Origin of the sequence: Anaerobacillus sp. CMMVII (assembly GCF_025377685.1) — a bacterium.
Lineage (GTDB): Bacteria > Bacillota > Bacilli > Bacillales > Anaerobacillaceae > Anaerobacillus.
This window is the reverse complement of the sequence record NZ_JACEHK010000002.1, coordinates 357,835-384,459: the sequence shown is the minus strand read 5'-3', so window position 1 is coordinate 384,459 and position 26,625 is coordinate 357,835. Positions and strand designations below refer to the sequence as shown.

Below are 26,625 nucleotides of genomic sequence, written 5' to 3'. Positions count from 1 at the left end.
CTCGAAGGTTATTTGACCTCGAGGGGCTACCCAGGGCGCTGCTCCTGCGTCACTACGTTTACTCGTCGCAAAACCTGCAATGAAGTAACTTCACTGATGTGTCTTGGAGCTAGACAGTTATTACGTTGAAATTTTATACTTTCTTAAACTATTAATAAGACCACTCATTTTATTTTGAGTGGTCTCTTCCCTTTTCAGGTCGGGAGTTTATTCGCCTAAATCAACATTATGGTACACTTGTTGAACGTCTTCTAGATCCTCTAATGTATCAATTATTTTTTCGAATTTTACTTGTACGTCCTCTGGGAGAGTTACATCATTTTGAGCAAGCATTGAAAGTTCCGCTACGGTAAACTCTGTAATCCCAACGTTTTTTAATGCTTCTTGCACAACATGGAACTGATCAGGTTCAGCATAAACGATAACCGCTTCATCCTCTTCAATAATGTCGCGTACGTCTATATCAGCTTCCATTAAAATTTCAAGCACATCATCAGCTGTTTTCCCTTCAATTCCAAATACTGCTGTAGCATCGAACATATACGAAACAGATCCGTTTACTCCCATGTTCCCACCATTTTTACTAAAAGCAGCACGCACCTCTGCAGCTGTACGGTTAACGTTATTCGTTAATGTATCAACGATAATCATTGAACCATTTGGACCGAAACCTTCATAACGAAGTTCAACGTAGTTTTCTTCCGAACTTCCTTTTGCTTTTTCGATCGCACGATCAATAATTGCTCTTGGTACACTGTACGTTTTCGCACGCTCAAGTACCACTTTTAATGCTTGATTTGATTCTGGATTCGGTTCACCTTGTTTTGCTGCTACGTAAATTAATCGTCCAAACTTTGCATAAATACGACTTGTATTTGCATCCTTTGACGCTTTTTTTTCTTTAATATTGTTCCATTTACGTCCCATTATTGCTCCACTCTCTTTCAGCTTTATCTCAAGTATAGTTTAAGCCAATTCTTCACCAATTTAAATTGGAAAAGATGAAAGGCAATGATTCACTAAATAATTATACACCAATTATCTCTCATGTTACGAGTTTGATAATAAAAAAGGCGATATTTTCAAATAGAATTAACACAAATATGTACTGGGCTTGCTATTTTAAGGAATACATAGCTAATTGTTCTCCCCAAGGAGCCACTTCGGTTTCTGTAAACCCCGCCTTTTTATAAGCCATTTTTGCTTGAAGATTTTCTGGATGGTATCCAATCATTATTAACGGAATATTTAAAGCATTATCTCTTCTAATCTCCTCAATTATAAGTGAGATTGCTCCTTTGCCAATGCCTCTACCTTGATATTGTTGGTCAACCATTAACCGATAAATCCAATAGTTGTTATCATCAGGGTCAATACCAAACATTGTAACCCAACCATCTTAGACTCTAAATAAACCCCCATGGCCTTGAAGGTATCTAAGAACTGAACTTCAGCGATCGAATAAAGGTTAGAGGCAATGTAAGACTTTTGCCCCTCCGCTATTGATAATTGGATTGCTTCTTCCCAGTTCTGCTTATTTATAGATTTTAACGATAATTTCATTAAACCACTCTCCTTCATTTGTGCTATGTGGTCGAGGAATAGAAGATACAGTTCAAAAAACGAGCAGCAACCTAATTAGTTATTTTCGAGGAGTGCAGTAGCTTGTTCAGAATTTAGGTTTACAAGTGGTAAATGTATTTGAAAGCTTGTCCCTTGATTTACCTTGCTTATTACATTTAATCTACCGTTCATTAACTCAATAATTTTCATAACTGCCATCATTCCAAGACCAGTTCCTTCCTGACCTTTAGTAGAATAATAAGGTTCTCCTAGTCTTGATATTTGTTCTTGTGTCATACCTTTACCGTTATCAATAATCTCAATCATAACTTCAGCATTGCTTTTCTTGGTTATGATCTGTAATTTCCCACTATTTGGCATTGCCTCTATGCAATTCTTCGTGATATTTAATAAACATTGTTGTAAAAGTTGAGACTCTCCTTTAATAAAAAACTGAGCTAAATTTGTTTGAATTACAACACAATTCATATTAGCTAACGGCGTTATTATTTCAATGGCCCTCTGTAACTCTTTTTTGATATCGAGAACTTCTAAATGATCAGGCGAAGGTTTAGCAAACGTTAAATAGTTACGAATTATATCATTTGCACGGTCAATTTCTGAAATTGAAATTTTTAGAAAATCTTTTCTTTTCTCCAAAGGTAAATCAGTTTGTTGCATCATCTGCAAAAAACCCCTGACTACCGCAAGAGGATTTCGAACTTCATGAGAAATTGAAGATGCTAAATGACTGACAACCTTCATTTTCTCAGCATTAATAATTCTCTTATTTATGTACGAAGTCTCACTAACGATTTCTAGAATATAAATAATTATCACAATAGAACATAATTGTAAGATAAAATGGGCTACATCAGCAATTACAATTCCTGTAAGGCTAAAAAAGATCGACGTAAAACCAATGACAAAAAAGCTAGTAATTATCGAAAACCAAGTTCCAATTAGTAATTTTTTCTTTTTTGATGCTAGATGAAACTTGGAAGTATAGAGAATTGTTAAAATTAAAATTAGTGTTGAAACGATAAACGTTGAGTAAACACCCAACCCACCAAATATTGCCCGATAAGATACGGTAACTACCCAAAAAATAATACTTGCAGGAACTCCCCCGTACAACCCACCTACGATTTGAGCTACAAAACGTGGGTCGTAATAAAAACCTTCGCTATAATTAATCGGAAATGTGATACAAGTAATAATTGCCAAACTAGTAGAAGAGATAAAGATCCATTTTTTGTAACTGTGGGTCGTTGTCTTAAAGTTTCTCATTAATAATAAAGGCACGAATAATAGAAAAAAGACTACTAACAAAACGTTTAATAGTAACCCTTCGATAGAATACATAAATAGTTCTACCCTCCTTACTCCAAATAATTACACACTATTAGAATAGTTTAAATTATAAAAAATGGAAGTTTCTTTTTGATATTTTTCAATATTTATCCACATTTACTTACTTGACAATTTTTTTATTACCCTTACAGAAAAATCCACCATAGCCATTAACCATAAAGATCTAGGAATTGTTCGAAAGCCCTATGAAACTATTCCAAATATCACTAAATTTTGTGACAAAGAAACACAAAAAGAGTAAGAAAATATATGTTGACAATCGACCTTTTGAGGAGTAAATTTACATATCATAAACCTATAATCGCTGAGTCAATTTTTGAGCGGGGGAACCAACTCGTCAGTAATTCTTACTGATTTTGGGGTGAATCTTACATTAAGTAAGAGGGGATACTCTTTGTCCCTAATCCGACAGCTAACCTCGTAAGCGTTTTGAAGAGGAGGGTCAAATAGGCAAACTATTGGATCATTCTTTGTAATGGTCTTTTTTTAATCTCAAAAACTAACATTTTACTTAAAGGAGTCTTTTCAATGAAAAAGCAATTTGCTGTTATTGGCCTTGGTCGTTTCGGTGGGAGTGTTTGTAAAGAACTTTATACAATGGGTCATGAGGTATTGGCGATCGATTTAAATGAAGATAGAGTTAATAATTTTGCAAGATTCTCAACACATGCAGTTGTTGCAAATGCAACAGATGAAAATGCACTGCTTTCATTAGGCATTAGAAATTTTGAATATGTTGTAGTTGCGATTGGTGATAACATCCAAGCAAGTATTTTATGTACACTTTTGCTAAAAGAAATGAATGTGAAGCAAGTTTGGGTAAAGGCTCAAAATCCATATCATCATAAAGTAGTTGAACGGATTGGAGCCGACCGTATTATCCATCCTGAACATGATATGGGTGTAAGAATTGCCCATTATTTAGTATCGGAAAAAATTATCGATTATATTGAGCTTTCTCCTGAATACAGTATTATGGAATTAATTGCATCTAAGAAAGTGAGTAACAGGACAATTGCTGAATTAGATATCAGGGCAAAGTTTGGATGTACAATATTAGGAATTAAACGTGGTGAAGCTGTTATCATTTCACCTACCCCCGATCAAGAAATTTACGAGAATGATATCTTAATAGTCATAGGTCATAACAAGGATTTAAAACGCTTTGAAGATGAGGGACTCTAATGTTTAGCCAACGTAAGTGGTTTAACATTAAACTTACTTCAGTTCAGATGATTGTCTTGTTTTACCTTGTTGCAGTAATTACTGCAACAATCCTATTCAGCTTACCAATTTCTCATAAACCTGGTGTTGAACTAAGTTTTCTAGATGCGATTTTTACGGCAGTAAGCGCTGTTAGCGTTACTGGATTAACTGTCGTCTCCACTGCTGATACGTTTAGCGTAACTGGAATCTTTATGTTAGCCTTCGTCCTTCAATTTGGCGGAATTGGAATTATGACTCTTGGCACGTTTATTTGGTTAATCCTCGGAAAAAAAATTGGTTTAAGAGAACGGCAGCTAATTATGACTGATCAAAACAGAGGAACGTTTTCAGGGCTTGTTCAATTAACCCGAGAGATATTCAAATTAATTGTAATTATTGAAGCCATTGGAGCTGTTATTTTAGGTTTATATTTTCTGAAGTATTTTCCAACCTGGCAAGAAGCATTCTTACAAGGATTTTTCGCGTCGGTTAGTGCAACGACAAACGCTGGGTTCGATATAACTGGTACTTCACTCATGCCATTTGCTGATGATTATTTTGTACAATCAATAAATATGATTTTATTAATTCTAGGCGCCATTGGATTTCCAGTCCTTATGGAAGTGAAAGAATTTGTCAGAAATCGTAAGCATAAGAAAAAATTTAATTTTTCATTGTTTACCAAGCTTACAACGATTACATTTTTCGGCTTAACGATTTTGGGTACAATTTTTATCTTGATCTTTGATTGGTCAAATTTTTTACTCGATAAATCTTGGCATGAGAAGTTCTTCTATGCTTTATTTCAATCAGTAACAACGCGAAATGGTGGATTAGCAACTATGGAGGTTAGTGAGTTCTCAACTCCTACCCTATTAATAATAAGTGTCTTAATGTTCATTGGCGCTTCACCAAGTAGTGTAGGTGGTGGAATTCGAACAACAACATTTGCAATTGTCCTTTTAGCAATCTTCTCATTTTCTAGAGGGAAAAAATCTGTGAAAATTTTTCGACGCGAACTCGATCCTGATGATGTGATTAAATCATTTGTTGTTATCAGCGTCGCCATCTTTATTTGTGGATCTGCAGTTATCTTTTTGTCTGCTTACGAGCCATTTCCATTGTTGCATATTATTTTTGAAGTAGCTTCGGCTTTTGGAACAACTGGTTTATCTATGGGAATTACTCCCGATCTAAGTCCACTAGGCAAACAAATCATTATTGTATTAATGTTTATCGGCAGGATCGGTATTTTCTCATTTTTATTTATAGTAAGAGGCAAAGAAACACACGAGCATTATCATTTCCCTAAAGAAAAAGTGATTATCGGTTAAAGAAAGGAGCCATTTGGCTCCTTTTGTCTATCTTATAATCTTCTCTGTATTCTCCACTCTAGTTGAAACGATTGCACCACAGGATAGTTGCTTACTCCGTACCCTTCATCACTATGTCAACTCGTTGTTTTGGTTTTTGTAGTTCAAGATAAATATCTTCAGAAACCATCCAATCATTTTCCCATTTACTACGAGCTGCTTCGCCGTCTCTTTCAATACCTCGCAGAAGCCTTGTTTCTCGTGGTGTTTCTACCCAGATCTTTAGATCGTAGCTAGTAGCTAGTTCATTACGAAGCGAATAACAGCCTTCAATGACGACAATTCCAGCAATTGGAACCACATGCCACTCAGCTAAACGATCTGACGGCCAATCATAGCGCTGATAATAGCCCTCCTGATTTTTAAGAAGCGGATCCAAAACCTGCTTAAAAACTCGCTTCCAATCAAAATCTGCCCCAACTGGTTTATCTGCTGGAGGTGATTGAATGATTTGTGCGGATGGAAGATAAAAATCGTCCATATGGACAATTGTCACGTTTTGATAGCTTTCTTTAATACGAGCTGCTAAGGTACTTTTTCCTGAGCCTCCACAACCATCAATTCCTATTAGTAAAGTTTTTTGCTTTCGTACCGTTGAATTTATTTGGTTTAGTAACTCTTCGAAAGAACAATCATGTTGCAAAAACATCACTCACTTTTTTCAATTTTTTTTGAAGCCATGTATGCAGTTGTACTAGCTACTAGTCCGATGAGAAAAGGAATGTACGAAGCACGACCAAAAGTTACCTCAGAGGTTATTGAACTTTTGGCATTTTCAATAGGTGGTGAGTACATCACTGTTAATATAAACCCTGATAAAATTTGTAGTAGTAAGTAGATCAACGTAAAACTAACAATAAAAATTAAAAATCGCTTCATAAAATCACCTCACTGTCATGTACGAAGCGTTTCTAAGGGGCTGTTTTCTCAAAGTTTGTTGCTTTCGTAAAAATCCCAAAAGCCGGATTTTTACACATAGGTACTAGGATATCACTACTTATTTAGTAAGCATTGCTCTTTTCTTCCTTATTCTACTGGGTGATTTCTTCGACTAAGGGGATTTTTCAATTAACTTAGGTTAAAAAGCAACAAGTTTTTTTGTGCGACGAGTAACCATAGGAGCAATGTTTTTTTGTGCGACGAGTAACCGCAGGAGCAATGTTACGAAAAGAGCCTTTCTAAAAAGGTTTCAATCTTTCTAGGTTTACAACCACAATCTCTGGTCTATTAAATAGTCTTTGCGGGATGATACTATTCCCTAGGCCACGATTGATGATCATCGTAGAATTGCTTTCTCGATGTACACCTGACGTATATTTCGGAAAAAAGCCTTGATTGGGTGCAATAAGGCCTCCTAGAAATGGCAGCCTAATTTGACCACCATGGGCATGACCCGAAAAAATTAAATCAAATTCAAAAGCAACATATAAAGAAAACATTTCAGGACGGTGCGAAAGTAAAATTGAAAATTGATCCGATACACCAACTAAGGCATCTTCTAAGGCTCTTTCCACCGTACTAAACTCGTCAACCACACTAGCGACTGCTGGATCATCAATACCGATGAGAACTATTTCTTCTTCAGCCAATTCTATCACTTCAAAGCTATTTCTTAGCACTTTCACACCAATGATTTTTAATTGATTTTCTAATGAACTGAAGTTCCCCGCCCACCATTCGTGATTCCCAGTAACAAAGTAAACAGGCGCTATTTGCATTAGCTCTTCCATTAACTGAAGACTCTCAAATTCGTTATCATTTTTTTGATCAACCAAATCACCTGTGAAAACTATGATATTTGGATTGGTTTGATTTACTTTTCTAGGTAATGTTTTTCCGTACGATTTATTATGTAAGTCCGACAATTGTACAATCGTAAACCCTTCGAAACTCTCAGGTAGTTTACTTGACTGTATCTCGTACTCAGTAATTGTTAAACCATTATTTTGATAATATAAAAACCAGAAGAAAAATACAGCTAAAATAAAGAGCAGCAACTTTTTAATAGGTTTCATGTTCAGACTAGAGTAATTTTGCAAATGCAACCAGTTTACCTTTATCACAAGACTCGAACCTATGCTTCTCATAAAATGACCGTACAGCAATTGAATCCTCCGTCAATAAAACTTTTTGTCTAACATCACCATACTTGGTTAAAATTCTGCTCATTAACTCTGAGCCAATCCCCTTATTTTGATAAGCCTCTAACACTAAAATATCTTGGATATAAATAATCGTAAGACCATCACCAACGACTCTAATTAATCCTACAAGTTTTTCTTCATCCCAAGCTGACACCACAGTTAACGAATGATTAATTGCTGAGACTAGCCTTGGCATATCATTCGTATAAGAAGTCCAGTTCAAATTTTGATAAAGATTATAGATTTCGTCATAAGAGATCTCAACACTTTCTTTATATACAATACCCATACTCCCACCTCCAGTATTTGTCGTCTTATTTTACCAAATATATCAATTTATTGGGTAGCCTAAGATTTTAATATGTATAAAATAATCTTATAGTAACCAAACTGATAGAGTATTTGACAAAAACAACTTTAAGCATCTTTTTTGCATTCTCGTAGTACTCAGTATATGATTTTATTGTCATAATGAAATTTTTTTTACATAAATGAAAGGAATGAATATTCATGGAATGGAACACTGAAGCAAAAGAACTATTAGAGGAACTACTTAAACCTATCCCAATTTTTGCTCGTCCAATGGCGCGAAAAGGTATTGAAAAGAAAATTAAAGATGTAGCAGCAGGAGAAACAATTACGAAAGAAGATGTTGTAAAAGGGTACATTATCGCCTCCCCTGGAGCTATGCAAGATCGAGCTGTAAAGCTTCTTAAATCAAAAAAAATTGACTTAACACCTTATGAAGAGTTGTTAGCAGAAAGTAAATAAGACAAAAGGCGGGACGAGGATTTTCGTATCGCCTTTTGTCTTATTTACTCAGTGAATTTGCGGGAAATTATAATTATCCCTAGAACTTGCTCTTATTCTCCCACACTCTAACAAATCTCGAATTTCCTTCTTCAATTAAAAAAACATCAGGGTTGGTAATTTCCTTCCACTGATGAAAGCCAAAGCCTTGATCAAAATGGTTCAAAAGTAAACTCATGAGATTACCATGTGTGACAATGATCGTGTTTTCTTCATCACCCTGAAAAACCTCTTCTACAGCACTCAATATTCGGGTCATTGCTTCTTTACTTGATTCGCCACCAGTAAATTTTAAATCAAGATCAACATACGTTGCCTCTAACTTGCTTTGCCAATTATCTAGATTCTCTGAACTTAAAATCCTTTCAGCGAGCCGGTCGTCAATCTCAACCTGAATATTTTTGTTTTCACCGAATGGTTTGATTGACTGAATAGCCCTACGAAAAGGACTAGATATAATTCGGTCTATCTCTCGGTTCTTAAAAAACTCCACTAAACTTTCAGCTTGGCTATACCCATCTTCAGTAAGGTTCGCTTCAGGAGGCTGTCCATCAGCTGTACAGTGCCGTACTAAATAAATTTTTTTCATTTTATCACCTATTTTATTTTCTTTACTTCAAATTGTTCATAATGGATTACTTCCATTCCTAATTTCCTTGTTTCCATCCATTCAATAGCTTTAAGTACTAAGGGTGAAGCATTATCCTTTGTAACTTCATCAATCGAAACCCAAAGTGCACCATTTGAATCCTGGCCTTCAAACTGTTCTGGATCATGAAATCCTCCACCGACTAACTTGACTAAATAAAACACAGCAATATGGTGAAGATGGGTAATATCTCGCCATTTCCATGGCAACATAAAATCAACAACGCCTAAGTTTTTCTTTGCTTCAATATAAAAACCCGTTTCTTCAAAAAACTCGCGATGGATCCCCTGAAGTAGACTTTCTCCATCTTCCAATTTACCACCTGGTAAATCGTAACGATGAATATAAGGTCCAACATTCTTTTTATTAATAATAATTTTCTATTTAACGGACATATCCCATAAACCCCAAAAGCACGATGATAGTTTTCTAATGTCATTGTGTCCTCCTCAAATAAAAGCAATTATCATTAACCCATGTTTTTTTAATTGAGCTTAGATGTAGGATTAACCTATTCTCTGATAAATTGTTAAGGCTTCTTTCAAAAAGGTTTGATCATACCCGGTCTTTTCGTGAAGGATGTTAACACAATGATCTAAGGTATCTAGTTTAGGATCATGAAAAATTCCTTCAGTTGTACTTAGAAAGCTTTTCCAATTGTAAAACTCCCAATGGGCAACTTCATTTTTATAGCGAGTTCGGCATTCTAATAACGGTCTAGGTTTAAGTATGTTATGAGAAAACTGTGCCGCAGTTAAAAATTCACTTACCTCTATTGGTCTAGTTTCGTATATTTGCTTTGACACCCTTCCATTTGGTCGATGATAGATTATTTTAATATGACTCGCATCTGCCTTTACTTGAACCTTTGCAGCTGGGAAAAAACCATTAAGGCTTTCTTCGGTAAAGTCTTCACTAGTTGTTTCAATGAGAATAGGCTGTAGCCACTGATCACCTAAATCACAAAGATATCTTCTGCCTAATTCATCTAAGACAATGATAGCAGCATGAGCAGACGGAGTATGTAAGTTATGTCCAATTGGGTAGGCAGTTGCCCCCGCTTTCCTAAATTCATCAAGTAACCATAAAGCAAGATCAAAGCAGTTCCCTGTAATACCGTATTGAATTCTGTGTTCCTTCATTTGCGAAACAACTCGTTGTTTTCTTTCTCTACGGCTATGTATAAGCCATGCTTTAGTTAGTGTTTCCATCGGAAAATCATCAAATTTTTTCCAAATAGTTAAAATACTTTCAGGAGCTTTGATCATGAACACCTACCTTCAATCTTATGTAATGTACGAGTGGTCCCTAGTAAACTGTTGTTCACTTGAATTAATTGCTGCTGCTACTTCACTAAATTCTTTATCTACTAAAGGTAAAAATATATAGAAAGTAGTTCCTTTTTTCAGTTTACTTTTAACATTTATCCTGCCCTTCATCATTTTTATAATTTGTATTGCTGTCATCATACCGAGGCCTGTTCCCTCACGGCCCTTCGTTGTAAAGTATGGTTCTCCTATTCGAGAGAGTTGCTCCTCAGTCATTCCTTGCCCACTATCAGTTATTTCAATTCTAAGTTCCTTATGAACCTGTGAAGTTTTAATAGAAAGTGTTCCGCCATCAGGCATGGCTTCTAAGCAGTTTTTTGTAATGTTTAGTAAACATTGTTGAATTAGTTGTGGTTCTCCTTTAATGAAATAAGATTGATCAATCTTACCTTTTAGTTCAACGCAGTTCATGTTAGCCAACGGTGAAATCATATTTACAACTTTCTCTAATTCTTCTCTTATATCCATTATTTCAATATTTTCTAATGAAGGCTTTGCAAAGGTTAGGTAATTTCTAATAATATCGTTTGCTCGATCGATCTCAGCTATCGATATCTTTAAAAATTCAGCTCTTTTTTCGTCAGACACGTTCATCTGTTCCATCATTTGTAGAAAGCCTCGCACTACAGCTAAAGGATTCCGAACCTCATGAGAGATGGAAGAAGCCAAGTGACTTACAACCTCCATTTTTTCAGCCTTTATCAATTTTTCATTTAGGATAATCGTTTCGTGGATCACCTCTATTATGTAAATTACGAGTAAGGTAGTAGATGGTGTTAAAATTAAATACACTAAAATTAACGATGGACTTATTGAAATATAAAATAAAGAATTTAGTACCACTAAAACTACTATGCCTATAACTAACGAAAAACAACTTCCAATAATCAATTTTTTCTTCCTTGAGGACTCATTAAAAGTCTTCGTTAGAATTATGAGAAATACTAAGACAACTACACCCATAATGATTGTCGGATATATACCTCCTCCACCAATCAAAATCCTAAAAGCTAACGTAATTGCAATTAGAATAATACTTGCTGGGACCCCTCCGTATAAACCACCCACAATAGCAGGAATCCACCTTAAATCAAAGAAAAATCCCTCAAGAATGGTAATCGGAAATACCATGCAACTAATAATTCCTAAGCCAGCAGAAACTGTTACGATCGTTTTTTTCTGAGTTACTGAAAGTAGCTTAGGCGATCTTTCTATAAGTAACGGTACGAGTAACAGGAATACACTGATAAAAAATATATTTATTAGAAATGTTTCAATACCGCTCATATAGGAATTGCACATCCTTCTCGGATTTAATAAATCTACTAAAATAATATACTAACTTCTCAGAAAAGTATAACTTTTTAACAAGAAAGCGCATGTAATGAATAATTACATGCGCTTTCCTTATAATTTTTTTTAGTCCATTATACTTTTACTTTTGAGAGAAATATTTTGTAGACAATGAAATTTAATAAAAGGATATAGACGAAACCGATCAGATAATATTGACTAAACGTAAGAAGCATAATCTCTTCTCCGCGGATCAGACTACTAATTGCCTTTGCTGGCCAAAAACCAGGGGCAAATGAAAAAAGCAATTCTTTCTTATCAAGAAAAAACAATGACACGATTGGAAAAATGATGATCATTCCAGAGCCTTTCATCACCGCAAATCCTTCAATTTTATTTTTGGCCAGGGCGTTGATAAAAAGACCGGTCATTGGTGCTGCTAATGAAACTAATAATGAAATCATCAAGATATTTGCGATACTTAAATCTGCAATATTCGAAAACCAAATGACATAGGCGGTAGCTACAAACGAGAGGAGTAGAACAACTGTTATTCGAAATGAAAGAAATTGATGAATGCCTAATGGTGTAACATGGATCGATGTTAGGATGTGATCATCTCGATCATCTAAAATAGAAAACCCTATCAGAGCTCCGTAGACATGTGGGACTAAAAGAACTAGGATAACGATGATTAAATCAGCAAAATACTCAATACTAAATCCTGTATTTTCCGCAATCAGCGGTAAAACATAGCGACCAATAACTCCAAATAAAATCGGGTAAAACACCATAAATTTCAAAAGCGGGTCCCTTAGCCATTTTTTCCATTCACTAGTTAAAAAGCTTTTGTACATGTTATACACCACTTTCTTTTAGAGCAAATTCATCGTGCTTTTTTAAAACAACAATCAATACTCCACTAGAAATGACAAACAAATAGATAATAGAAAGAACAATCTCCCATGTCTCAACTGCCCCAATTGAAGCATTTAGTAAGATCATCGAAGCCTTCGTGGGAATTGCATACAATAGTTTTACAAAGAAATCATTCGTTATTAAGCCGACTTGTTCGAGTAATACCGGTATGATAAAGACAAAAGCATACTTCATCATCGCCATCAGTAAATCTGTAAAATCTTTGGAATAATACGTAAACAAGAACCCTAATAAAGAATGAAAAAAGGAAACGAAAATAACTGCAAAAATAAGCCATATAATGTTTAGATCCAGATCTTTAAAGAATAAAGCATACGCATACAAAATACCTAAGGTAATTAGATTTGAAACGATGTTTGCACTTGTTTTTGCTGCAATATATTCTAGTTTATGGATTGGTGAAACTAGCAAGCTTTTCATACTTCCTTCTTGTTTCTCAAAAAACATCGTCACGCCAATCATTAAAATTGACATTGACGTAGCATCTAAGAATAATAGTAACGGAAAAATAGTACTAACATTTTGAATTTCTGTTAAGTGTAAAACCCCGATCCATAGGAAGGCGATGATGAAGCTAGCACCTAATATGTGATACTTTTTCATTCGCTGGAGTTCTCCACCGAATAAAATGAGAAAGTTACTCATTATTCTCCACCCCAGTCACTTTTATGAAAATATCATCAAGGGTTGTTTCTTTACTGTGAATTGTGATGATCTCTCGCTTTTTGACAATTTCCATAAATTCATCACTCGTGCTGATTCCATCTAAATCAAAGGACCTCTTGGCAACATCTTTATTTTCCTTATATTCTACTTCTACTCTACGATCTCCATGTTTTAACTTTAAATTTTCGGTGTATCGATTTCCGCAATTTTCCCATTAGCCATAAACGCAACTCGATCACAAAGCTCATCAACATCATTCATTAAATGGGTCGTTAGTAAAACAGTTCCGCCTTCTTCTTGGAATTGTTTAATGATTGCTTTAATCGTCCTCGCATTTTTTGGATCAAGTCCATTTGTTGGCTCATCTAAAAAAAGGATTTTAGGCTTATTTATTAATGCTCTTACAAAATTTAACCTTGCCTTCATTCCTTTTGAAAACTCATTTACAAGTTTATTACGATCTTCGTATAACCCAACTTGTTGTAGAAGTTCATCTGTATTAGCACTTGTTTTGTATAATTTTTTAAAGAATGTTAAATTTTCATTTGCCGTAAGTTTAGAGAAATGAACAGGCATCTCAAACCCAACGCCAATCTCCTGATAAAATTCTTTTCCATATGAAGTAAGATCTTGGCCTTTGTAAAGCACCTCTCCCTGATAATTTGTTAACAGTTTAATTAGAATTTTTTGCGTCGTACTTTTGCCAACACCACTTGGTCCTAATAATCCAAACACTTCCCCCTCTTTAATTTCAAAACTAATCTTTTCAATTGTATTTTCTTTATTTTTTGGGTACTTAAAGCTTAAATCTTTTACTTGGAACATTCTAAATTCCCCCATTAGGTTAGTAGTCTTTCTTTTTTAGCCCATGCTCTAGCATGTAAAGCATTTTGTCTACTTCCTGTAAATAAGCTTCGACATCATCAAGAAAGTGCTCGTGTTCTGTCTTAGCTAAAAAATTGTCTACGACAGCTAGGTTCATCGTATAAAATAACTTTGAGGCGATTTTGACATCGATATTTGGATCCACGTCTCCTTTCTCAATGCCTTTTATTAATAAACCTTCATAAAATTGCTGAGACTTTTCAACAATATCTTCCATGATTTCATTTTTGACACTCGTTTCTTCCTTATAAAACTTATTTCCCATTTGAGCTAATTTCGGATGATCACTTGCAAAGCGAATTCCAGCTTTATAGATCTCTTTCATGAACACAAAAGTATTCAATTCTTCAATTTTCCCAACAACTTCATATATATAGACGAGCTTTTCTTGACCTACTTTTTCAAAGATGTACTTATAAAGATCCTTAATATCTGTGAAATATTGATAAAAACTGCCACGCGAAATGCCCGAGGCTTCAATAATTCTAGCAATACTGGCTTGATTAAGAGAATTAGCAGCAAATTCACTGATAGCAGCACTTGTAATTCGCTCTCGCTTATCTACAGGTAAATTAAAAAATGTTTGTGTTGGCAAGACAATCCTTCCTTCCTAAGAAAAGCGCAAGCGCTCATTTAGCCCCGACAAGCAAATGTTCTTCCAGTAAAAAGTGGTTTTTTCACTTTTTAACTGGAAGGTTATTTGACCTCGAGGGGCTGGGCACTGAAGCTAGACATTTTTTAAGACGAAATTTTATACTTATCTTTTAAAATAAACGCAAGTACCGGTGCGCACGGACTATATGACAGTGTTGTCATATTTAAATTATATGACAACACTGTCATAATATCCACTAGTTTGAAAATATTTTAATGCACTACATACCATTGTGTGTTACTCTACATAAAAACTTAAAGGGGGAATGGAAATGTTTGTACACAAAATTGACGATGACATTGCGATTAGATTAATTAGCTTACTAGATGACCAAGAACTATTTAAGTTAACCGAAAGATCACGCTCCTATTTAAGAGAATGGCTTCCATGGTTAGATCAAACAACGAAAGTTGAAGATACTAGAGAATTTATTAAATTTTGTTTAAAAAATTATGCTGAAAATAAAGGCTTAAACACTGTCATTTTACACAAAGGGAACATTGTCGGGGTTGTCGGTTTTAATGAGCTTGATTGGTCAAACAAAATTGCCTATATCGGCTATTGGCTTGGTCACGAGTATCAAGGAAAGGGAATTATGACGAAAGTTACCAAATCATTAATTAGTTATGCCTTTAATGACCTTAAACTAAATCGAGTTGATATTCGCGCTGCAGAGGGTAATTTTAAAAGTAGAGCAATCCCAGAAAGACTCAATTTTACAAATGAAGGGAAAATTCGTAACGGTGAGTGGCTTTACGATCACTATGTTGACCACATCGTCTACGGGATGCTAAAAGAGGAATGGATAAAGGAAGTGTAGAGTTTTGAGTGAAGAGTTTTGAGTGATTTTTTAGTAAAGCTCCGAAGCAAACCCCGAAGGACTTCGAAGCACTACTTTCACTAACTCAAAACTCAACACTCATAACTCCCTAACAGTTATGCTCTCAAACTCGGTTCGTAGTTCTTTTGAACGAAGAGTTGCACCTTTGACAGCAGCTTCTATTGCAGTGCAACCTCCGGCATCGTCTAGTGCTTTTAGTCCAGCTTCTGTCGTACCGTTCGGGGATGTTATATTTTCTCGTAATGTTGCTGGATCAGTTCTCGTTTCAGCCAACATTTTTGCAGCCCCAACAATCGTTTGAACAGCAATCTCTTTTGCTAACGCTGGATTTAACCCCCCGTCACAACCAGCTTTTGCAAATGCTCAATAAGCTTATAAAAGTAGGCTGGACCACTCCCAGCTACACCTGTAAAAACATCCATTTCCTCTTCAGGAATGACAAATACATCACCAATCGCTAGTAAAAGTTTTTTTGCTAACATAATATGCGGCATTCCTACATACTTACCACCAGATATGGCAGTAGCTGACTCTCCAATCATGCTTGACGTATTCGGCATGACCCTGATGACAGGCGCTTCAATCCCAAGCTCTTCCTCTAAAAATGGGGTACTAATACCGGCCAAAACAGACAGTATCACCTGGTCGTTTTGCACTTTTTGTCTTAGTGCTGTAGTTACTGAAGTAACATCTTTTGGCTTTATCGCTAGAATGATAATGCTTGATTGCTCTACTGCGTAATCTAGATCATCACTAACTACTACTTTGTACTTTTCTTTGAGTTCGCTTTTACGCTGTTTATTCCTTTTATTTGTTACGATAATTTGATCAGAAGTGACAATTTCATTTTTTAATAAACCAGCAATCATTGCTTCAGCCATTGAACCAGCACCTATAAATGCAATCGTTTCGTTTTTAAACATCAACTGTCACTCTCCTATCTTTTTCCATGCTTTATCATGCTATCATGGTGTTAAACAAGAAAACAACCGGTTTTAGTGAAGTCATGTGTATTAAGTCGAGATAGTGAATGAAAACGCAACCATTTGTTGCTAATCTAAATAATAGAGCCGATACGCTAAGATATCGGCTCTCAATACTTTATTTAGCTATTTATCATTTTAGCCAGAAGAACCCCACTTCAAGGAGTTTGCGAGTAAGTGGGGGATTTATGGCTTTTTTAAAAAAATAAGAACAAGGGTTCTTATTTGTGGTATAATATGGATAAAAAAGGAGGTGAGATCTTGGGTGTACATAAGGCCTATAAATTCCGTATCTATCCAACAAAATCGCAAGCGGAGCTCATTAATAAAACGATTGGCTGTGCCCGATTTGTGTTCAATTTTTTTCTGAGCAAGCAAAAAGATAAAGATGCCTATTGGTATATTGTTGAAGAACTAAAGCAATCCGGGCAGCTTCCCTCAAATAATTGGAAAGGTGAATTTTTTCAAAAGTATGACGCAGTAAAAGGTGTTCGTTTGTTAAAGAAACAGTACCCTTTTCTAAAAGAAGTCGATAGTATAGCTCTTCAAAAATCTGTAGAGAACTTAAGTGATGCTTACACCCGTTACTACAAAAAACAGACTAATGCACCTCGTTTTAAGTCAAAGAAGAATAAGGTTCAGTCCTATACCACTAAACAGACTAACGGCAATATCGTCGTATTAGATCGTCACATAAAATTGCCAAAACTAGGTTACGTCCGTTATGCAAAAAATCGTGATATCAGTGGGCGTATTTTGAATGCGACGATTAGACGTAATCCGAGTGGTAAATACTTTGTTAGTATTTTGGTAGAGACAGAAGTAGAGGCATATCCTAAAACACATTCGTCTATTGGTGTGGATGTTGGAATTAAAGTTTTCGCAACCCTTTCGAATGGGTCTATCTATCAAAATCCAAAGTGGTTTCACTCGCTTGAACAAAAGTTAGTGAAGGCACAACGTACCCTTTCTAGAAGAACCATAGGTTCCTCAAACTGGCACAAACAACAAAGAAAAGTTGCTCAGATCCACGAAAAAATTACCAACGCCCGTACTGACTTTTTGCACAAACTTTCAACTCATATTGTCAAAAACCACGACATTATTGGGATTGAAGATTTGTCAGTCCAAAACATGTTAAAGAACAACAACCTTTCCAAAGCAATTTGTGAAGTATCTTGGTATCAATTTCGCAAGATGCTGGAATACAAAGCAAGGTGGTATGGAAAACAAGTGGTAGTTGTAGCCAAGAACTTTGCCAGTAGCCAATTGTGTTCGTGTTGTGGCTACAAACATAAAGACGTGAAACATCTTGCTTTACGTGAGTGGGACTGCCCATCGTGTAGGACTCATCACCAAAGAGACGTTAACGCAAGTATAAATCTTCGTAGCGAAGCGTTACGATTAACTGTCGGAACGGCAGGGATCGCCTAATCTATAATGAACTGTTTGGTTTATGTTCTTAGGAAGCCCCCACTTCAAATTTTAGTTAGAGCATTAAGTGGTGGGTAGTTCACTTCGTAAAACTTCTTGCACTATTTCCCTACCAGCTTGATCCCACTTTAAAGCGCGATACTTATAGTCATGATAAAAAATAAACCAAGCTTGCTTTTCTAAACCAAGCTTTACCCATTTTTCCTTTGCAAAGATTGAATCAAGAGGATAGTCATCATATGCTAGGACCCAAAGTGAATTTTGATGGGCATGTGTAGGCATTAAGTCAGCCATATGAATAAAATATTCATCATTTCGTGAGATTGTAACAATACTATGGCCATCACTATGGCCACCAGTATGATGCATTTCGATTCCAGGAACGACCTCTACCATCTCTTTAAATGTAGAAACTTGATGCTCTATTGGTTTCCAGTTTTGTTCCCAATACGTATTACGTGAACGAATGTTAGGGTTTTTACATTCGTTCCATTCAACTTCACTCGTATAAATTGTGGCATTTTCAAAAGTAGGAACAAGCTCTTCTTTCTCCCATTTGGCTATTCCACTAGCATGGTCAAAATGCATGTGGGTCATTAAGACGAAATCAATATCCTTAGTTGTTAACCCTAATTGGCTAAGGTTTTCTATGAGAGAAGCTTCCTCAGTAATTCCATAGTTGCGTTTTTGTTTATCAGAAAACTTCCCATTTCCGATACCAGTTTCAATTAAAATATTTTTACCATCCACTTGAATTAAAATCGGATCCGTTCTAAGCTCAATTTGATTTTGTTCATTGTGAGGATATGTTCTTGACCATAATGGCTTTGGGACTACTCCAAACATAGCTCCTCCATCCATATGGGTTACCCCTCCATTTAACCAAGTTAATGTTAAATCTCCTACTTTCAAATGTTCCACAGTTTATCCCCCTTTATTAAATACTTTTTTAGCTAAAAACCGAGCTATAACAATCTAAATGTAGTTGCGAAAATAATGAATGATGAAATTCATTAAAATACAAAGTTCACATAAATGTTTTCGTTAAACAGAGGTCATATCTCAATAGCTTCACGCAAAGAATGAAGAGCCAAGCATATGCTTGGCCACGACTTAAAAGGCTAAAAGTAACGTAAGAAAATTCTAGTTTTACCGGAATTGAGCTTCACAACGATAAATTCTCATCCCTTTACGTGAAAACTTTTCTTCGTACTCTGTCATTATGTTACCTTCAATATCACTATTGTGTAGATCTAGGCTGACGTTGTTTAAGATCATGCCGTATTTCGAAAAACTGTGTAATGAATATTCAAACAAAGCTTGGTTATCTGTTTTAAAGTGTATTTCACCATTCTTCTTCAAAACTTCTTCGTACATTTTTAAGAAACCTTCATGTGTTAAGCGACGTTTTTCATGACGATTTTTCGGCCATGGATCAGTAAAGTTGATATACACCCGGTCAATTTCCCCTGTTAGAAAGTAACTTGTCAAATTATTCACATCTTCATTTAATAGTTTAAAGTTTTGTCTTCCACTTTCTTGAATACGCTCTAATGCGCTAATAATGACACTATCATACTTTTCAACACCAATATAATTAATCGTCGGATGTAGTTCAGACATTCCGGTTAAAAATTGTCCTTTTCCTGTACCTACCTCAATATGAATCGGATGGTTATTTCCAAATATTTCATGCCATTTCCCTTTTCTAGTTTCAGCATTTTGAATTACGATCGTAGGATGCTGTAAAAGCTCCTCTGTCGCACCTGGTTTATTCCTTAATCTCATATTTCGTCATCCTCACTTAAAATGTAAAATTCAATTTTTTTATTTAAATTCCTGCTAAAGAAGACTGTTTTTTTACTTTTTGCTTAGTTATTACTATTCTAACCGTTGAAAACGACAACATCCCATTTAACACTAATACTAGGATCGTGATCTACTGCTGCCGTTACATAAAGCATATCCTTAATTTTCCATACAATAACTTCCTTGTAATCTTCCTCTGGATCATCACCAACATAAGAACTTTGGATATTTTGATACAATGTACTGAATTGATCCCGTTGGACTTGTTCTATAGAAACATTTTGCCATGGATGTTGTTTTACTTGAGTCATCGTAAATTCGAACATTTTTATTTCTTCAATAAGTTCATTTTGATGCATTTTGACATTTGGTAGCAATGTACCTGCTTCAGCAAAAATAGTATCGATTACTGCGTTAGAAAAAATCAAATTTTCGCCCTCACTTTCATTATTCCAAAGGTAATTTTAACATAAAGAAACAGAATGTTTAACATTTCGTTAATTACCGTTAAAATAGGAAATGATGGAAAGAGAAAGGGGCGGATGAAAATGATAAATCAACCTGATCCAGTATATAGCTATACCATTCCTTATTACACATCTCTAGAAGGAGAATTAAACGAGCTTTTCGTTTCAGAAAAACATATGAAAAATATTTACAGGCGATAAAAAAAGAAAACGTCATGATGATATCTGGGACGTTACACCCAATCTCTATTGATTTTGGTGAAATCACAACGACATTATTTGATAAAGAAAAAGCAACGATCATTATTGGAACGAAGGATTTAATCGAATATACATATGAACTTCTAGATATTGCGATTGCCCAAGAATTAGAGAAAATTCTCTTATTGGAAAAAAAGAATTTCTTTCGTTTTTATACAGCGAAAATACATCAGATACAATCCAAATTTTTATTGATGACATTCAACAAACGATGGAAGAAATCCATATTGCCAAACGGCTTAAAAAAGAGGGGTACCGAATTATCGATCGTGAAGAACTTTTAGCAACTGATATTTTAGAAAACGCTGTTCAATGGAGCGCTATTCGAGAATTCTCCCCTTATGAAAATGAACATGGGTTATTCTTATTAACTAAGCTCTTCTTCCTAGCATATGTAGATGAGGATTTGTTTCATCGATATAAAAAACAACTACAACCACACTATCCACTTCTCTTTATAGAAGTTGATAAGCTTTTAAAAGAAACAAAAAAAATCAATTTTCAACATTAAAAGGACGTGAACGTGCACTACTGAAAATATTTTCTAAGCTAAACTATTTAAAACATGTAAAAAAAGTGACGATTGATGACATCTACAGCTTTGATTTACAAGTCGCTTATTAGTGCAAAGCTATTTTCGTAAACTTTGTTGCTTTTAGGTCGTCTTTTGAGAAAAAATAAGTCATTGGGACCAATTTCACTTGTCCCAATGGCTTATTTTTTCCCGAAAGCTTCACGCACAGCGTGAAGAACCTAGCATTCGCTTGGTTACTACCTAAAAGCTAATAACAACAATCTTTTAGAAAGGCTGTTTTCGGAAAGTTTGTTGCTTTCGTAAAAATACTAAGATTTCACAACTTATTTAGTAAGTAGTGCTCTTTTCTTACTCAATGTATTGAGTGATATCTTCATCTAAGGAATTTTTCCAATTATTTTACGTTAAAAAGCCACAATGTTTACGAAAAGAGCCTTTAGAAAAGAACATAGTAATAAATAAATTAGGTTCACTCTTTCGTGAAAGTTATAGTATTTAAAAATCCCTTTCAAAAAAAAGTGAAAATTAAGAAACCTTTCTGCTGATATTACGTAAATGTATTATATTTATTATATTGGGAGGTGTATTTATGGCTCTAATGATTATTGGATACAAAAACTCACTGCAACTCAATATCGTGCAGGTGTTTGGAGTAGGTTTTTGGGTTTTTTTTATGATATCACTGCGATGTTTTTCTTATGGATTATGGTAGGAGTACTTACTACTACTTGGATGATAACATCTTCAAACTCTCCAAGTAATGATTTCGCTTATATCCGAGCCTACATTTTGGAAAATGAACCTCAATTATTTTATACAGGTATAGTTATTCAAATTTTAGTTTTGCTATTGTATGTATTTGTATTGCCATTAACTTTTAAAATACCACGATCATTCGGAATGATGATTGCTGGTACAAAGCTCTTAAAGGACAATGCAAGTGAAATTTCACGAATCACATATTTTAAAAGAGAAATTATTAAGTGGGTTTTGTTTCCGGGGATGATCCTTACCTTAACAAAAAACAAACAATCTCTCGCAGACAAATTAACGAAAACATATCTCACCTATTACTAGCCAGTGGATAAAAGAGCCTCAACGTACACAAACTAACATGTAAATTTAGTTACATAAAGGATGTGTATTTATGAATTATCAAAATCAATTAACTTTACTTTATGATATTTTAAAAAATCAACAACAAATGGGTTATGGAACTACAGACGAATATAGTCAATTACACCGGCTTGCAGAAGCTCTTCAAGGACAAGAGCAACTTGATACTAGCATGCAACAAACATTAGCAAATATTTCTGAGTATTGTACTAACGGAAATTGTGCTGAGTATGGACCAGATATTAATCAATGGCTTCAATCAATTGAAGACCTTACAGTTCCATATCCACATGAGTAACTTACGATGCAGAGCAGGATAATATTACCTAGGAAATATGTCAAAAATAGTCACTCGGACAAAAATAATGTTACTTTTTGGCTTTTGGCATAAAGCTTTAAAAGTTAATGAATTCAAATACAAGTAACAAAATGGCAAATAAAAACAGCAACAGTCTAATCTAGACGTTGCTGTTTTTTCCTATTTGTCCGTAATGAGGTTATCCATGCGACACCGCTTAGAATAAATACGACAATACTGGCTATAAACCATCGATTGGGTGCGATTTTTTTTGATTTATCGTTCCAACTTCCCATTCAGCTCGGTGACCAATTCCGTCATTTGCTACAACCAATGATACTTTCTTTGGATCATAAAAAAAATACCCTTCATGGTCAAGACTGCCTCTACTTAATTCATTCCCATTGGCATCATAAAGAATTACAATCGTTCTTCTTGAAAAGCTTCCATCCTCATAGACAACTCTTATTTTCCCTGCCTCTACTGTTTCAATGACCATTTTATGTGCATAGGCAAAGTCCATTTGAGAGAATATCATTCCGGTAACTAAGAAAAAAAGCAGTATGTATTTCATTTTTTATACTCCTCTTTCGTTTTTGATCCTCACCTCTATAATAGATACACTTTTCAATCAAAAGATATGCATAGAAAAAGCACTCATTTATGAGTGCTTTTGGATGATCCCTTTTAAAGAATGTCATTTATTTTTCAGCAACTGTTGAAACGTCTAAAAGTCCAGCTAAATACGAATTCCAATAATTTACTTCGTCTTCTGCACTTCGCTGCTTATGCCATATGATTGCATAAATTGTTTGGGAAATTACATACCAGCGCATTCGTTTGCATAAATCGTCAGTTAATAAAACCCCATATTTGGTTAACCATTGTCCCCAATCCTCCCTAGGGATATACCAATATAATAGCAAGCCTAGATCTAAGGCAGGATCTGCAACCATTGCTCCATCCCAGTCAATCAAGAATAGATCCCCTTCTTCACTAATTACCCAGTTATTATGGTTAATGTCACAATGACAGACGACAAAATGTTCTGGTTCTATTTCTTCTATCTGCTTCTTTAAAACTCTATTGCTTCATTAATGATCACTAGGTCCAAATCTATATTCTGTAATCTTTCAGTAAGCTCATTTACAATCAATTGGGGTGTGAGTGGTTCATTACCAATTCGCTTAAACATTTCTAGAAGTTCTTTAGAAGCATGGATTTTCCGTAAAAGTTGGGCAACTAGCTCTTCTTGCATCTCGAAAGACTTTAACTCTCTTCCGTTAACCCAACGTTGCGCAGTGATAACATCTCCATTTTCTAAGCGTCTTGTCCATAACAACTTAGGCACAATGCCTTCAGCTGATAAAACAGCTAGAAAAGGGGAAGAATTCCGTTTTAAAAACAACTTCTCTTCACCGTGCTGGGCATAGTATGCTTCTCCTGTTGCACCTCCAGCAGGAATAACCTGCCACCCTTCTCCTAATAAATGTTCCAACAACTTCACCCTCAATTTCCGATAATGTACCGTGCCTCTATGCTCAAAAACTTTAACAGTCTTGTCTTAAGTCAATCAAATGTTATTTAAAATCCTCAGTAAACTTTAATAATACTAGTATAACGCATTTTTTGTAAAGAACATATGAAAAAAAACGGAAATTGCTAAAAGATGTAATTTACATGTAGAAAAATGTAGAATAAAATTCATTTAAATACAAATTTCATTCTACATTTCAGTTTCATTATTATCCTTTTGGGTGAAAAAGTACTGTTGTACTTATTGGGAACAAAGTAATTCTTGACCCTTCAATGGAGCGAAATGGAGTTACTGATGAACGATCGTCCTCAACGAGAATATCCCACATCCCGCTTGAAGGTAGAATCAATTCTTTGGTTTCTTCTGCGCTATTATGTGCTACTACAAACATCCCGTTAGCTGTCTTTAGCATATAGGCTATTACAAAAGCTGGAGTATCTAGTAGGTACATATTTTTTTTAACTTCTTCCTTTGTCAGCATACGAAAAACAGAATGGTGTTTTCTTATTGCAATTAGACCTTTGACATACTCAACTGTATCCATATGCAACGCTTTTTGTGTCCAATCTAGTTTGTTGATCTCATCTGGGGAACAATAGCTATTTTCTACTCCTTGTTTCGTTCTGTAAAACTCTTGCCCAGCATGCAAAAAAGGAATACCTTGACTTAAGATTGTTAGCGCTGTTGCTAAACGGTGCATCGAAGCTCTAACGTTATCAGATTGTGTGGGATTTGCCAGCGTCAATTTATCCCATAGAGTGTGATTATCATGACATTCGACGTAATTTACGGATTTATATGGGTCACTAAAAATTCCGGGTACCTGATAAAATTCATTTGTACTTCCACTAACTAACATTTAAGGTCTTCTTTTAAATGCCAGTTTCCATTACAAAATCCTTTTAACTCTTGGTTGAAAATACTCCCTTTTAACGTATCACGGAATTTGTCATTAAAGTAGCCAATTCCAGATAAATGGTTTGAATTCACAATAGTTGCCTTTCTATCTCCGGCCAATGCAGTATCTAAATCCCATCCTTCACCGATTACTAATATCGACGAGTCTAATTCAGAAAGGTTCATGCGAATTTGTTTCATCGTTTCAATATCCAGAATTCCCATTAAGTCAAACCTAAACCCATCTGTTTGATATTCTTTCGCAAAATAGGTCACAGAGTCAACGATCAGTTTACGGACCATTTTGCGCTCAGATGCAATGTCATTTCCCACTCCTGTCCCATTTGCCAAACTACCGTCTAAATTATAGCGAAAATAGTATCCTGGAACGATTTTTTCAAGATTAGATTTCTCATGAATATACACATGATTGTAGACAACATCAAAGATAACTCGTAACCCACTTTGATGATAAGTCTGAATAACTTCCTTTAATTCCATTATTCTGGCTTTAGGATTAGCGGGATCCAATGAATAACTACCTTCAACTGCATTATAATGAATGGTGTCATAACCCCAATTATATGATTCAAATTGCTTCGTTTCATCAACACTGCCAAAGTCTTGAATTGGTAACAATTGGATATGAGTAACACCTAAATCAACCAAATAGTCTAAACCGGTAATGGTTTCCCATGGGCCTTTTGTACTTTTCTCGATTAACCCTTTATACTTACCCTTATGAGTAATTCCACTATTTTCATCAATCGAAAAATCTCGAATGTTAACTTCATAAATAATCGCATCTGTCATTTGCTTTAAAACCGGCTTTTCATTTTTTATCCAGTCTTTTGGGTTTGTTTCTTTTAGATTAACGACTACTCCTTTTTCACCATTTAAGGTGACCGCCTTAGCATAAGGATCAACCGCTTCTCGCCATAACCCATCTACTCGAACTCGATACATATAGGCTGTTTCATCTAAATCCCCTTCCACAATCTGTTCCCATATACCTCGATTTGATCGCACAAGGGAAAAAATACGTTCCCCACTTTCTTCATAGAGAACGAGATCAACCTCAGTTGCAGTTGGTGCCCAAAGTTTGAACGTAGAGTGCTTTTTAGAGTATTTAACACCCAAATCCTGCTCATCATAAAAAATAGATCATCAAAGGAAGGCGTTCTAACCACCTGTCCAATTTTTATTGCATAGCTGAGTCGTTGGTTTGCAATTAATTTATATTCGCGACCGAATTGAATTGGATTTTTAGATAAATCTCATAACGCCAACGATCGTCTCGCTTTTCCCAATTAATCAAAGGAATTTCCGTTTTGGTTAACGCATCTATTACCATCAAATCGGAGAGTTCTTCTTCTACTTCTGATAAGGGAATAGTAATCAACGTTATTTCATCAATATATGCATATTTTTCCACACAAACTCTCCTCTCTACTTGGATTAAATTGGTTATTTATCTCATATATTTATATGAAAATAGATTGAACATGTTTCTTTATCTTATACCAGTTTTTTCTATAATAGTATTTTTCTTATTCTCTTAA

General features: G+C 35.2%; 28 protein-coding genes, 4 pseudogenes and 1 riboswitch. Of the genes and pseudogenes, 8 read left to right on the top strand and 24 right to left on the bottom strand.

The window, feature by feature from the left end:
• Positions 1 to 207: 207 nt before the first annotated feature.
• The 3 genes and pseudogenes from H1D32_RS05995 to H1D32_RS05985 form a co-directional block, all read right to left on the bottom strand.
• Positions 208 to 927, bottom strand: a complete 720-nt coding sequence (locus tag H1D32_RS05995) for a YebC/PmpR family DNA-binding transcriptional regulator (protein WP_261177295.1) — start codon at positions 925 to 927, stop codon at positions 208 to 210.
• Between the two features lie 190 nt (positions 928 to 1,117).
• A pseudogene (locus H1D32_RS05990) lies at positions 1,118 to 1,563 on the bottom strand (GNAT family N-acetyltransferase).
• 75 nt (positions 1,564 to 1,638) lie between these two features.
• A complete protein-coding gene (locus tag H1D32_RS05985; RefSeq protein ID WP_261177294.1) occupies positions 1,639 to 2,928 on the bottom strand; it encodes an ATP-binding protein in 1,290 nt (429 codons plus the stop codon).
• Between the two features lie 301 nt (positions 2,929 to 3,229).
• Positions 3,230 to 3,379: riboswitch (cyclic di-AMP (ydaO/yuaA leader) on the top strand.
• Between the two features lie 86 nt (positions 3,380 to 3,465).
• Between H1D32_RS05985 and H1D32_RS05980 the strand changes: the two genes are divergently transcribed.
• Together H1D32_RS05980 and H1D32_RS05975 are read left to right on the top strand one after the other, a co-directional pair.
• Complete coding sequence (locus H1D32_RS05980; protein WP_261177293.1) at positions 3,466 to 4,122, top strand: potassium channel family protein; 657 nt, start codon at positions 3,466 to 3,468, stop codon at positions 4,120 to 4,122.
• On the top strand, positions 4,122 to 5,477 hold the full coding sequence (locus H1D32_RS05975) for a TrkH family potassium uptake protein (RefSeq protein ID WP_261177292.1): 1,356 nt from the start codon (positions 4,122 to 4,124) through the stop codon (positions 5,475 to 5,477). Before H1D32_RS05980 ends, H1D32_RS05975 begins: the two co-directional genes overlap by 1 nt.
• Positions 5,478 to 5,568: 91 nt before the next feature.
• Here the strand turns inward: H1D32_RS05975 and H1D32_RS05970 are convergent, their stop codons facing one another.
• From H1D32_RS05970 to H1D32_RS05955, 4 genes are all read right to left on the bottom strand, one after another.
• Positions 5,569 to 6,159, bottom strand: a complete 591-nt coding sequence (locus H1D32_RS05970; protein ID WP_261177291.1) for a uridine kinase family protein — start codon at positions 6,157 to 6,159, stop codon at positions 5,569 to 5,571.
• 5 nt (positions 6,160 to 6,164) lie between these two features.
• On the bottom strand, positions 6,165 to 6,395 hold the full coding sequence (locus tag H1D32_RS05965) for a hypothetical protein (protein ID WP_261177290.1): 231 nt from the start codon (positions 6,393 to 6,395) through the stop codon (positions 6,165 to 6,167).
• Positions 6,396 to 6,694: 299 nt separating this feature from the next.
• A complete protein-coding gene (locus H1D32_RS05960) occupies positions 6,695 to 7,531 on the bottom strand; it encodes a metallophosphoesterase (RefSeq protein WP_261177289.1) in 837 nt (278 codons plus the stop codon).
• A gap of 7 nt (positions 7,532 to 7,538) precedes the next feature.
• Positions 7,539 to 7,949, bottom strand: coding sequence for a GNAT family N-acetyltransferase (locus tag H1D32_RS05955; protein ID WP_261177287.1), 411 nt, complete (start codon positions 7,947 to 7,949; stop codon positions 7,539 to 7,541).
• 221 nt (positions 7,950 to 8,170) lie between these two features.
• Between H1D32_RS05955 and H1D32_RS05950 the strand changes: the two genes are divergently transcribed.
• Positions 8,171 to 8,431 carry a DUF2621 domain-containing protein gene (locus H1D32_RS05950; RefSeq protein ID WP_261177286.1) on the top strand — a complete coding sequence of 87 codons (261 nt, stop codon included), beginning with the start codon at positions 8,171 to 8,173 and terminating at the stop codon, positions 8,429 to 8,431.
• Between the two features lie 79 nt (positions 8,432 to 8,510).
• Here the strand turns inward: H1D32_RS05950 and H1D32_RS05945 are convergent, their stop codons facing one another.
• The 8 genes and pseudogenes from H1D32_RS05945 to H1D32_RS05910 all read right to left on the bottom strand — a co-directional run bounded on the left by H1D32_RS05945 (position 8,511) and on the right by H1D32_RS05910 (position 14,825).
• Positions 8,511 to 9,059 carry a histidine phosphatase family protein gene (locus H1D32_RS05945; RefSeq protein ID WP_261177285.1) on the bottom strand — a complete coding sequence of 183 codons (549 nt, stop codon included), beginning with the start codon at positions 9,057 to 9,059 and terminating at the stop codon, positions 8,511 to 8,513.
• A gap of 8 nt (positions 9,060 to 9,067) precedes the next feature.
• Positions 9,068 to 9,558: pseudogene (locus H1D32_RS05940) on the bottom strand (NUDIX hydrolase).
• Between the two features lie 67 nt (positions 9,559 to 9,625).
• A complete protein-coding gene (locus tag H1D32_RS05935; RefSeq protein WP_261177284.1) occupies positions 9,626 to 10,387 on the bottom strand; it encodes a hypothetical protein in 762 nt (253 codons plus the stop codon).
• Between the two features lie 18 nt (positions 10,388 to 10,405).
• Positions 10,406 to 11,734 carry an ATP-binding protein gene (locus H1D32_RS05930; RefSeq protein WP_261177283.1) on the bottom strand — a complete coding sequence of 443 codons (1,329 nt, stop codon included), beginning with the start codon at positions 11,732 to 11,734 and terminating at the stop codon, positions 10,406 to 10,408.
• Positions 11,735 to 11,874: 140 nt separating this feature from the next.
• Positions 11,875 to 12,597, bottom strand: coding sequence for a hypothetical protein (locus H1D32_RS05925; protein ID WP_261177281.1), 723 nt, complete (start codon positions 12,595 to 12,597; stop codon positions 11,875 to 11,877).
• 1 nt (position 12,598) lies between these two features.
• Positions 12,599 to 13,324, bottom strand: a complete 726-nt coding sequence (locus H1D32_RS05920; RefSeq protein ID WP_261177280.1) for an ABC transporter permease — start codon at positions 13,322 to 13,324, stop codon at positions 12,599 to 12,601.
• A gap of 198 nt (positions 13,325 to 13,522) precedes the next feature.
• Positions 13,523 to 14,170 carry an ABC transporter ATP-binding protein gene (locus H1D32_RS05915; RefSeq protein ID WP_261177279.1) on the bottom strand — a complete coding sequence of 216 codons (648 nt, stop codon included), beginning with the start codon at positions 14,168 to 14,170 and terminating at the stop codon, positions 13,523 to 13,525.
• A 19-nt stretch (positions 14,171 to 14,189) separates the two neighbouring features.
• Positions 14,190 to 14,825, bottom strand: coding sequence for a TetR/AcrR family transcriptional regulator (locus H1D32_RS05910; protein WP_261177278.1), 636 nt, complete (start codon positions 14,823 to 14,825; stop codon positions 14,190 to 14,192).
• Positions 14,826 to 15,156: 331 nt separating this feature from the next.
• Here H1D32_RS05910 and H1D32_RS05905 point away from each other — a divergent pair, with 331 nt between their 5' ends.
• Positions 15,157 to 15,705 carry a GNAT family N-acetyltransferase gene (locus tag H1D32_RS05905; RefSeq protein ID WP_261177277.1) on the top strand — a complete coding sequence of 183 codons (549 nt, stop codon included), beginning with the start codon at positions 15,157 to 15,159 and terminating at the stop codon, positions 15,703 to 15,705.
• Between the two features lie 99 nt (positions 15,706 to 15,804).
• Here H1D32_RS05905 and proC read toward each other — a convergent pair.
• Positions 15,805 to 16,595: pseudogene (gene proC, locus H1D32_RS05900) on the bottom strand (pyrroline-5-carboxylate reductase).
• A gap of 375 nt (positions 16,596 to 16,970) precedes the next feature.
• Here proC and tnpB point away from each other — a divergent pair.
• Entirely contained in the window at positions 16,971 to 18,143 is a 1,173-nt protein-coding gene (tnpB, locus tag H1D32_RS05895; protein ID WP_261177276.1) for an IS200/IS605 family element RNA-guided endonuclease TnpB, read from the top strand.
• A 63-nt stretch (positions 18,144 to 18,206) separates the two neighbouring features.
• On the opposite strand, the gene H1D32_RS05890 is transcribed toward tnpB, so the two are convergent.
• The 3 genes from H1D32_RS05890 to H1D32_RS05880 form a co-directional block, all read right to left on the bottom strand.
• The gene (locus H1D32_RS05890; protein ID WP_261177275.1) at positions 18,207 to 19,064 is read right to left on the bottom strand and encodes a YtnP family quorum-quenching lactonase; all 858 of its coding nucleotides are present in this window, start codon (positions 19,062 to 19,064) and stop codon (positions 18,207 to 18,209) included.
• A 228-nt stretch (positions 19,065 to 19,292) separates the two neighbouring features.
• Positions 19,293 to 19,931, bottom strand: a complete 639-nt coding sequence (gene trmB, locus H1D32_RS05885; protein ID WP_261177274.1) for a tRNA (guanosine(46)-N7)-methyltransferase TrmB — start codon at positions 19,929 to 19,931, stop codon at positions 19,293 to 19,295.
• A 98-nt stretch (positions 19,932 to 20,029) separates the two neighbouring features.
• Positions 20,030 to 20,380 carry a hypothetical protein gene (locus H1D32_RS05880; protein WP_261177273.1) on the bottom strand — a complete coding sequence of 117 codons (351 nt, stop codon included), beginning with the start codon at positions 20,378 to 20,380 and terminating at the stop codon, positions 20,030 to 20,032.
• Positions 20,381 to 20,634: 254 nt separating this feature from the next.
• Here H1D32_RS05880 and H1D32_RS05875 point away from each other — a divergent pair, with 254 nt between their 5' ends.
• The 3 genes from H1D32_RS05875 to H1D32_RS05865 all read left to right on the top strand — a co-directional run bounded on the left by H1D32_RS05875 (position 20,635) and on the right by H1D32_RS05865 (position 22,629).
• Positions 20,635 to 20,964 carry a hypothetical protein gene (locus tag H1D32_RS05875; RefSeq protein ID WP_261177272.1) on the top strand — a complete coding sequence of 110 codons (330 nt, stop codon included), beginning with the start codon at positions 20,635 to 20,637 and terminating at the stop codon, positions 20,962 to 20,964.
• 806 nt (positions 20,965 to 21,770) lie between these two features.
• Positions 21,771 to 22,292 (top strand): RDD family protein, encoded by a 522-nt coding sequence (locus H1D32_RS05870; protein ID WP_261177271.1) that lies wholly within the window; start codon positions 21,771 to 21,773, stop codon positions 22,290 to 22,292.
• Between the two features lie 70 nt (positions 22,293 to 22,362).
• The gene (locus tag H1D32_RS05865; protein ID WP_261177270.1) at positions 22,363 to 22,629 is read left to right on the top strand and encodes a YtzH-like family protein; all 267 of its coding nucleotides are present in this window, start codon (positions 22,363 to 22,365) and stop codon (positions 22,627 to 22,629) included.
• A gap of 241 nt (positions 22,630 to 22,870) precedes the next feature.
• On the opposite strand, the gene H1D32_RS05860 is transcribed toward H1D32_RS05865, so the two are convergent.
• The 5 genes and pseudogenes from H1D32_RS05860 to H1D32_RS05840 all read right to left on the bottom strand — a co-directional run bounded on the left by H1D32_RS05860 (position 22,871) and on the right by H1D32_RS05840 (position 26,498).
• Positions 22,871 to 23,203 carry a hypothetical protein gene (locus H1D32_RS05860; protein ID WP_261177269.1) on the bottom strand — a complete coding sequence of 111 codons (333 nt, stop codon included), beginning with the start codon at positions 23,201 to 23,203 and terminating at the stop codon, positions 22,871 to 22,873.
• Between the two features lie 127 nt (positions 23,204 to 23,330).
• Positions 23,331 to 24,142 (bottom strand): annotated as a pseudogene (locus H1D32_RS05855) (phosphotransferase).
• 232 nt (positions 24,143 to 24,374) lie between these two features.
• Positions 24,375 to 25,025 carry a hypothetical protein gene (locus H1D32_RS05850; protein WP_261177268.1) on the bottom strand — a complete coding sequence of 217 codons (651 nt, stop codon included), beginning with the start codon at positions 25,023 to 25,025 and terminating at the stop codon, positions 24,375 to 24,377.
• The gene (gene pulA / locus H1D32_RS05845; protein WP_261177610.1) at positions 25,019 to 26,224 is read right to left on the bottom strand and encodes a type I pullulanase; all 1,206 of its coding nucleotides are present in this window, start codon (positions 26,222 to 26,224) and stop codon (positions 25,019 to 25,021) included. Before pulA ends, H1D32_RS05850 begins: the two co-directional genes overlap by 7 nt.
• A 70-nt stretch (positions 26,225 to 26,294) precedes the next feature.
• Entirely contained in the window at positions 26,295 to 26,498 is a 204-nt protein-coding gene (locus H1D32_RS05840; protein ID WP_261177267.1) for a hypothetical protein, read from the bottom strand.
• Positions 26,499 to 26,625: the final 127 nt, after the last annotated feature.

Excerpts from the sequence above, each read along its gene's own strand:
- H1D32_RS05995 (WP_261177295.1), bottom strand. The coding sequence starts at position 927 with ATGGGACGTAAATGGAACAATATTAAAGAAAAAAAAGCGTCAAAGGAT.
- H1D32_RS05985 (WP_261177294.1), bottom strand. The coding sequence starts at position 2,928 with ATGTATTCTATCGAAGGGTTACTATTAAACGTTTTGTTAGTAGTCTTT.
- H1D32_RS05980 (WP_261177293.1), top strand. The coding sequence starts at position 3,466 with ATGAAAAAGCAATTTGCTGTTATTGGCCTTGGTCGTTTCGGTGGGAGT.
- H1D32_RS05975 (WP_261177292.1), top strand. The coding sequence starts at position 4,122 with ATGTTTAGCCAACGTAAGTGGTTTAACATTAAACTTACTTCAGTTCAG.
- H1D32_RS05965 (WP_261177290.1), bottom strand. The coding sequence starts at position 6,395 with ATGAAGCGATTTTTAATTTTTATTGTTAGTTTTACGTTGATCTACTTA.
- H1D32_RS05960 (WP_261177289.1), bottom strand. The coding sequence starts at position 7,531 with ATGAAACCTATTAAAAAGTTGCTGCTCTTTATTTTAGCTGTATTTTTC.
- H1D32_RS05955 (WP_261177287.1), bottom strand. The coding sequence starts at position 7,949 with ATGGGTATTGTATATAAAGAAAGTGTTGAGATCTCTTATGACGAAATC.
- H1D32_RS05950 (WP_261177286.1), top strand. The coding sequence starts at position 8,171 with ATGGAATGGAACACTGAAGCAAAAGAACTATTAGAGGAACTACTTAAA.
- H1D32_RS05945 (WP_261177285.1), bottom strand. The coding sequence starts at position 9,059 with ATGAAAAAAATTTATTTAGTACGGCACTGTACAGCTGATGGACAGCCT.
- H1D32_RS05935 (WP_261177284.1), bottom strand. The coding sequence starts at position 10,387 with ATGATCAAAGCTCCTGAAAGTATTTTAACTATTTGGAAAAAATTTGAT.
- H1D32_RS05930 (WP_261177283.1), bottom strand. The coding sequence starts at position 11,734 with ATGAGCGGTATTGAAACATTTCTAATAAATATATTTTTTATCAGTGTA.
- H1D32_RS05925 (WP_261177281.1), bottom strand. The coding sequence starts at position 12,597 with ATGTACAAAAGCTTTTTAACTAGTGAATGGAAAAAATGGCTAAGGGAC.
- H1D32_RS05920 (WP_261177280.1), bottom strand. The coding sequence starts at position 13,324 with ATGAGTAACTTTCTCATTTTATTCGGTGGAGAACTCCAGCGAATGAAA.
- H1D32_RS05915 (WP_261177279.1), bottom strand. The coding sequence starts at position 14,170 with ATGTTCCAAGTAAAAGATTTAAGCTTTAAGTACCCAAAAAATAAAGAA.
- H1D32_RS05905 (WP_261177277.1), top strand. The coding sequence starts at position 15,157 with ATGTTTGTACACAAAATTGACGATGACATTGCGATTAGATTAATTAGC.
- trmB (WP_261177274.1), bottom strand. The coding sequence starts at position 19,931 with ATGAGATTAAGGAATAAACCAGGTGCGACAGAGGAGCTTTTACAGCAT.
- H1D32_RS05875 (WP_261177272.1), top strand. The coding sequence starts at position 20,635 with ATGATGATATCTGGGACGTTACACCCAATCTCTATTGATTTTGGTGAA.
- H1D32_RS05870 (WP_261177271.1), top strand. The coding sequence starts at position 21,771 with ATGTATTATATTTATTATATTGGGAGGTGTATTTATGGCTCTAATGAT.
- H1D32_RS05865 (WP_261177270.1), top strand. The coding sequence starts at position 22,363 with ATGAATTATCAAAATCAATTAACTTTACTTTATGATATTTTAAAAAAT.
- H1D32_RS05860 (WP_261177269.1), bottom strand. The coding sequence starts at position 23,203 with ATGAAATACATACTGCTTTTTTTCTTAGTTACCGGAATGATATTCTCT.
- H1D32_RS05850 (WP_261177268.1), bottom strand. The coding sequence starts at position 25,025 with ATGTTAGTTAGTGGAAGTACAAATGAATTTTATCAGGTACCCGGAATT.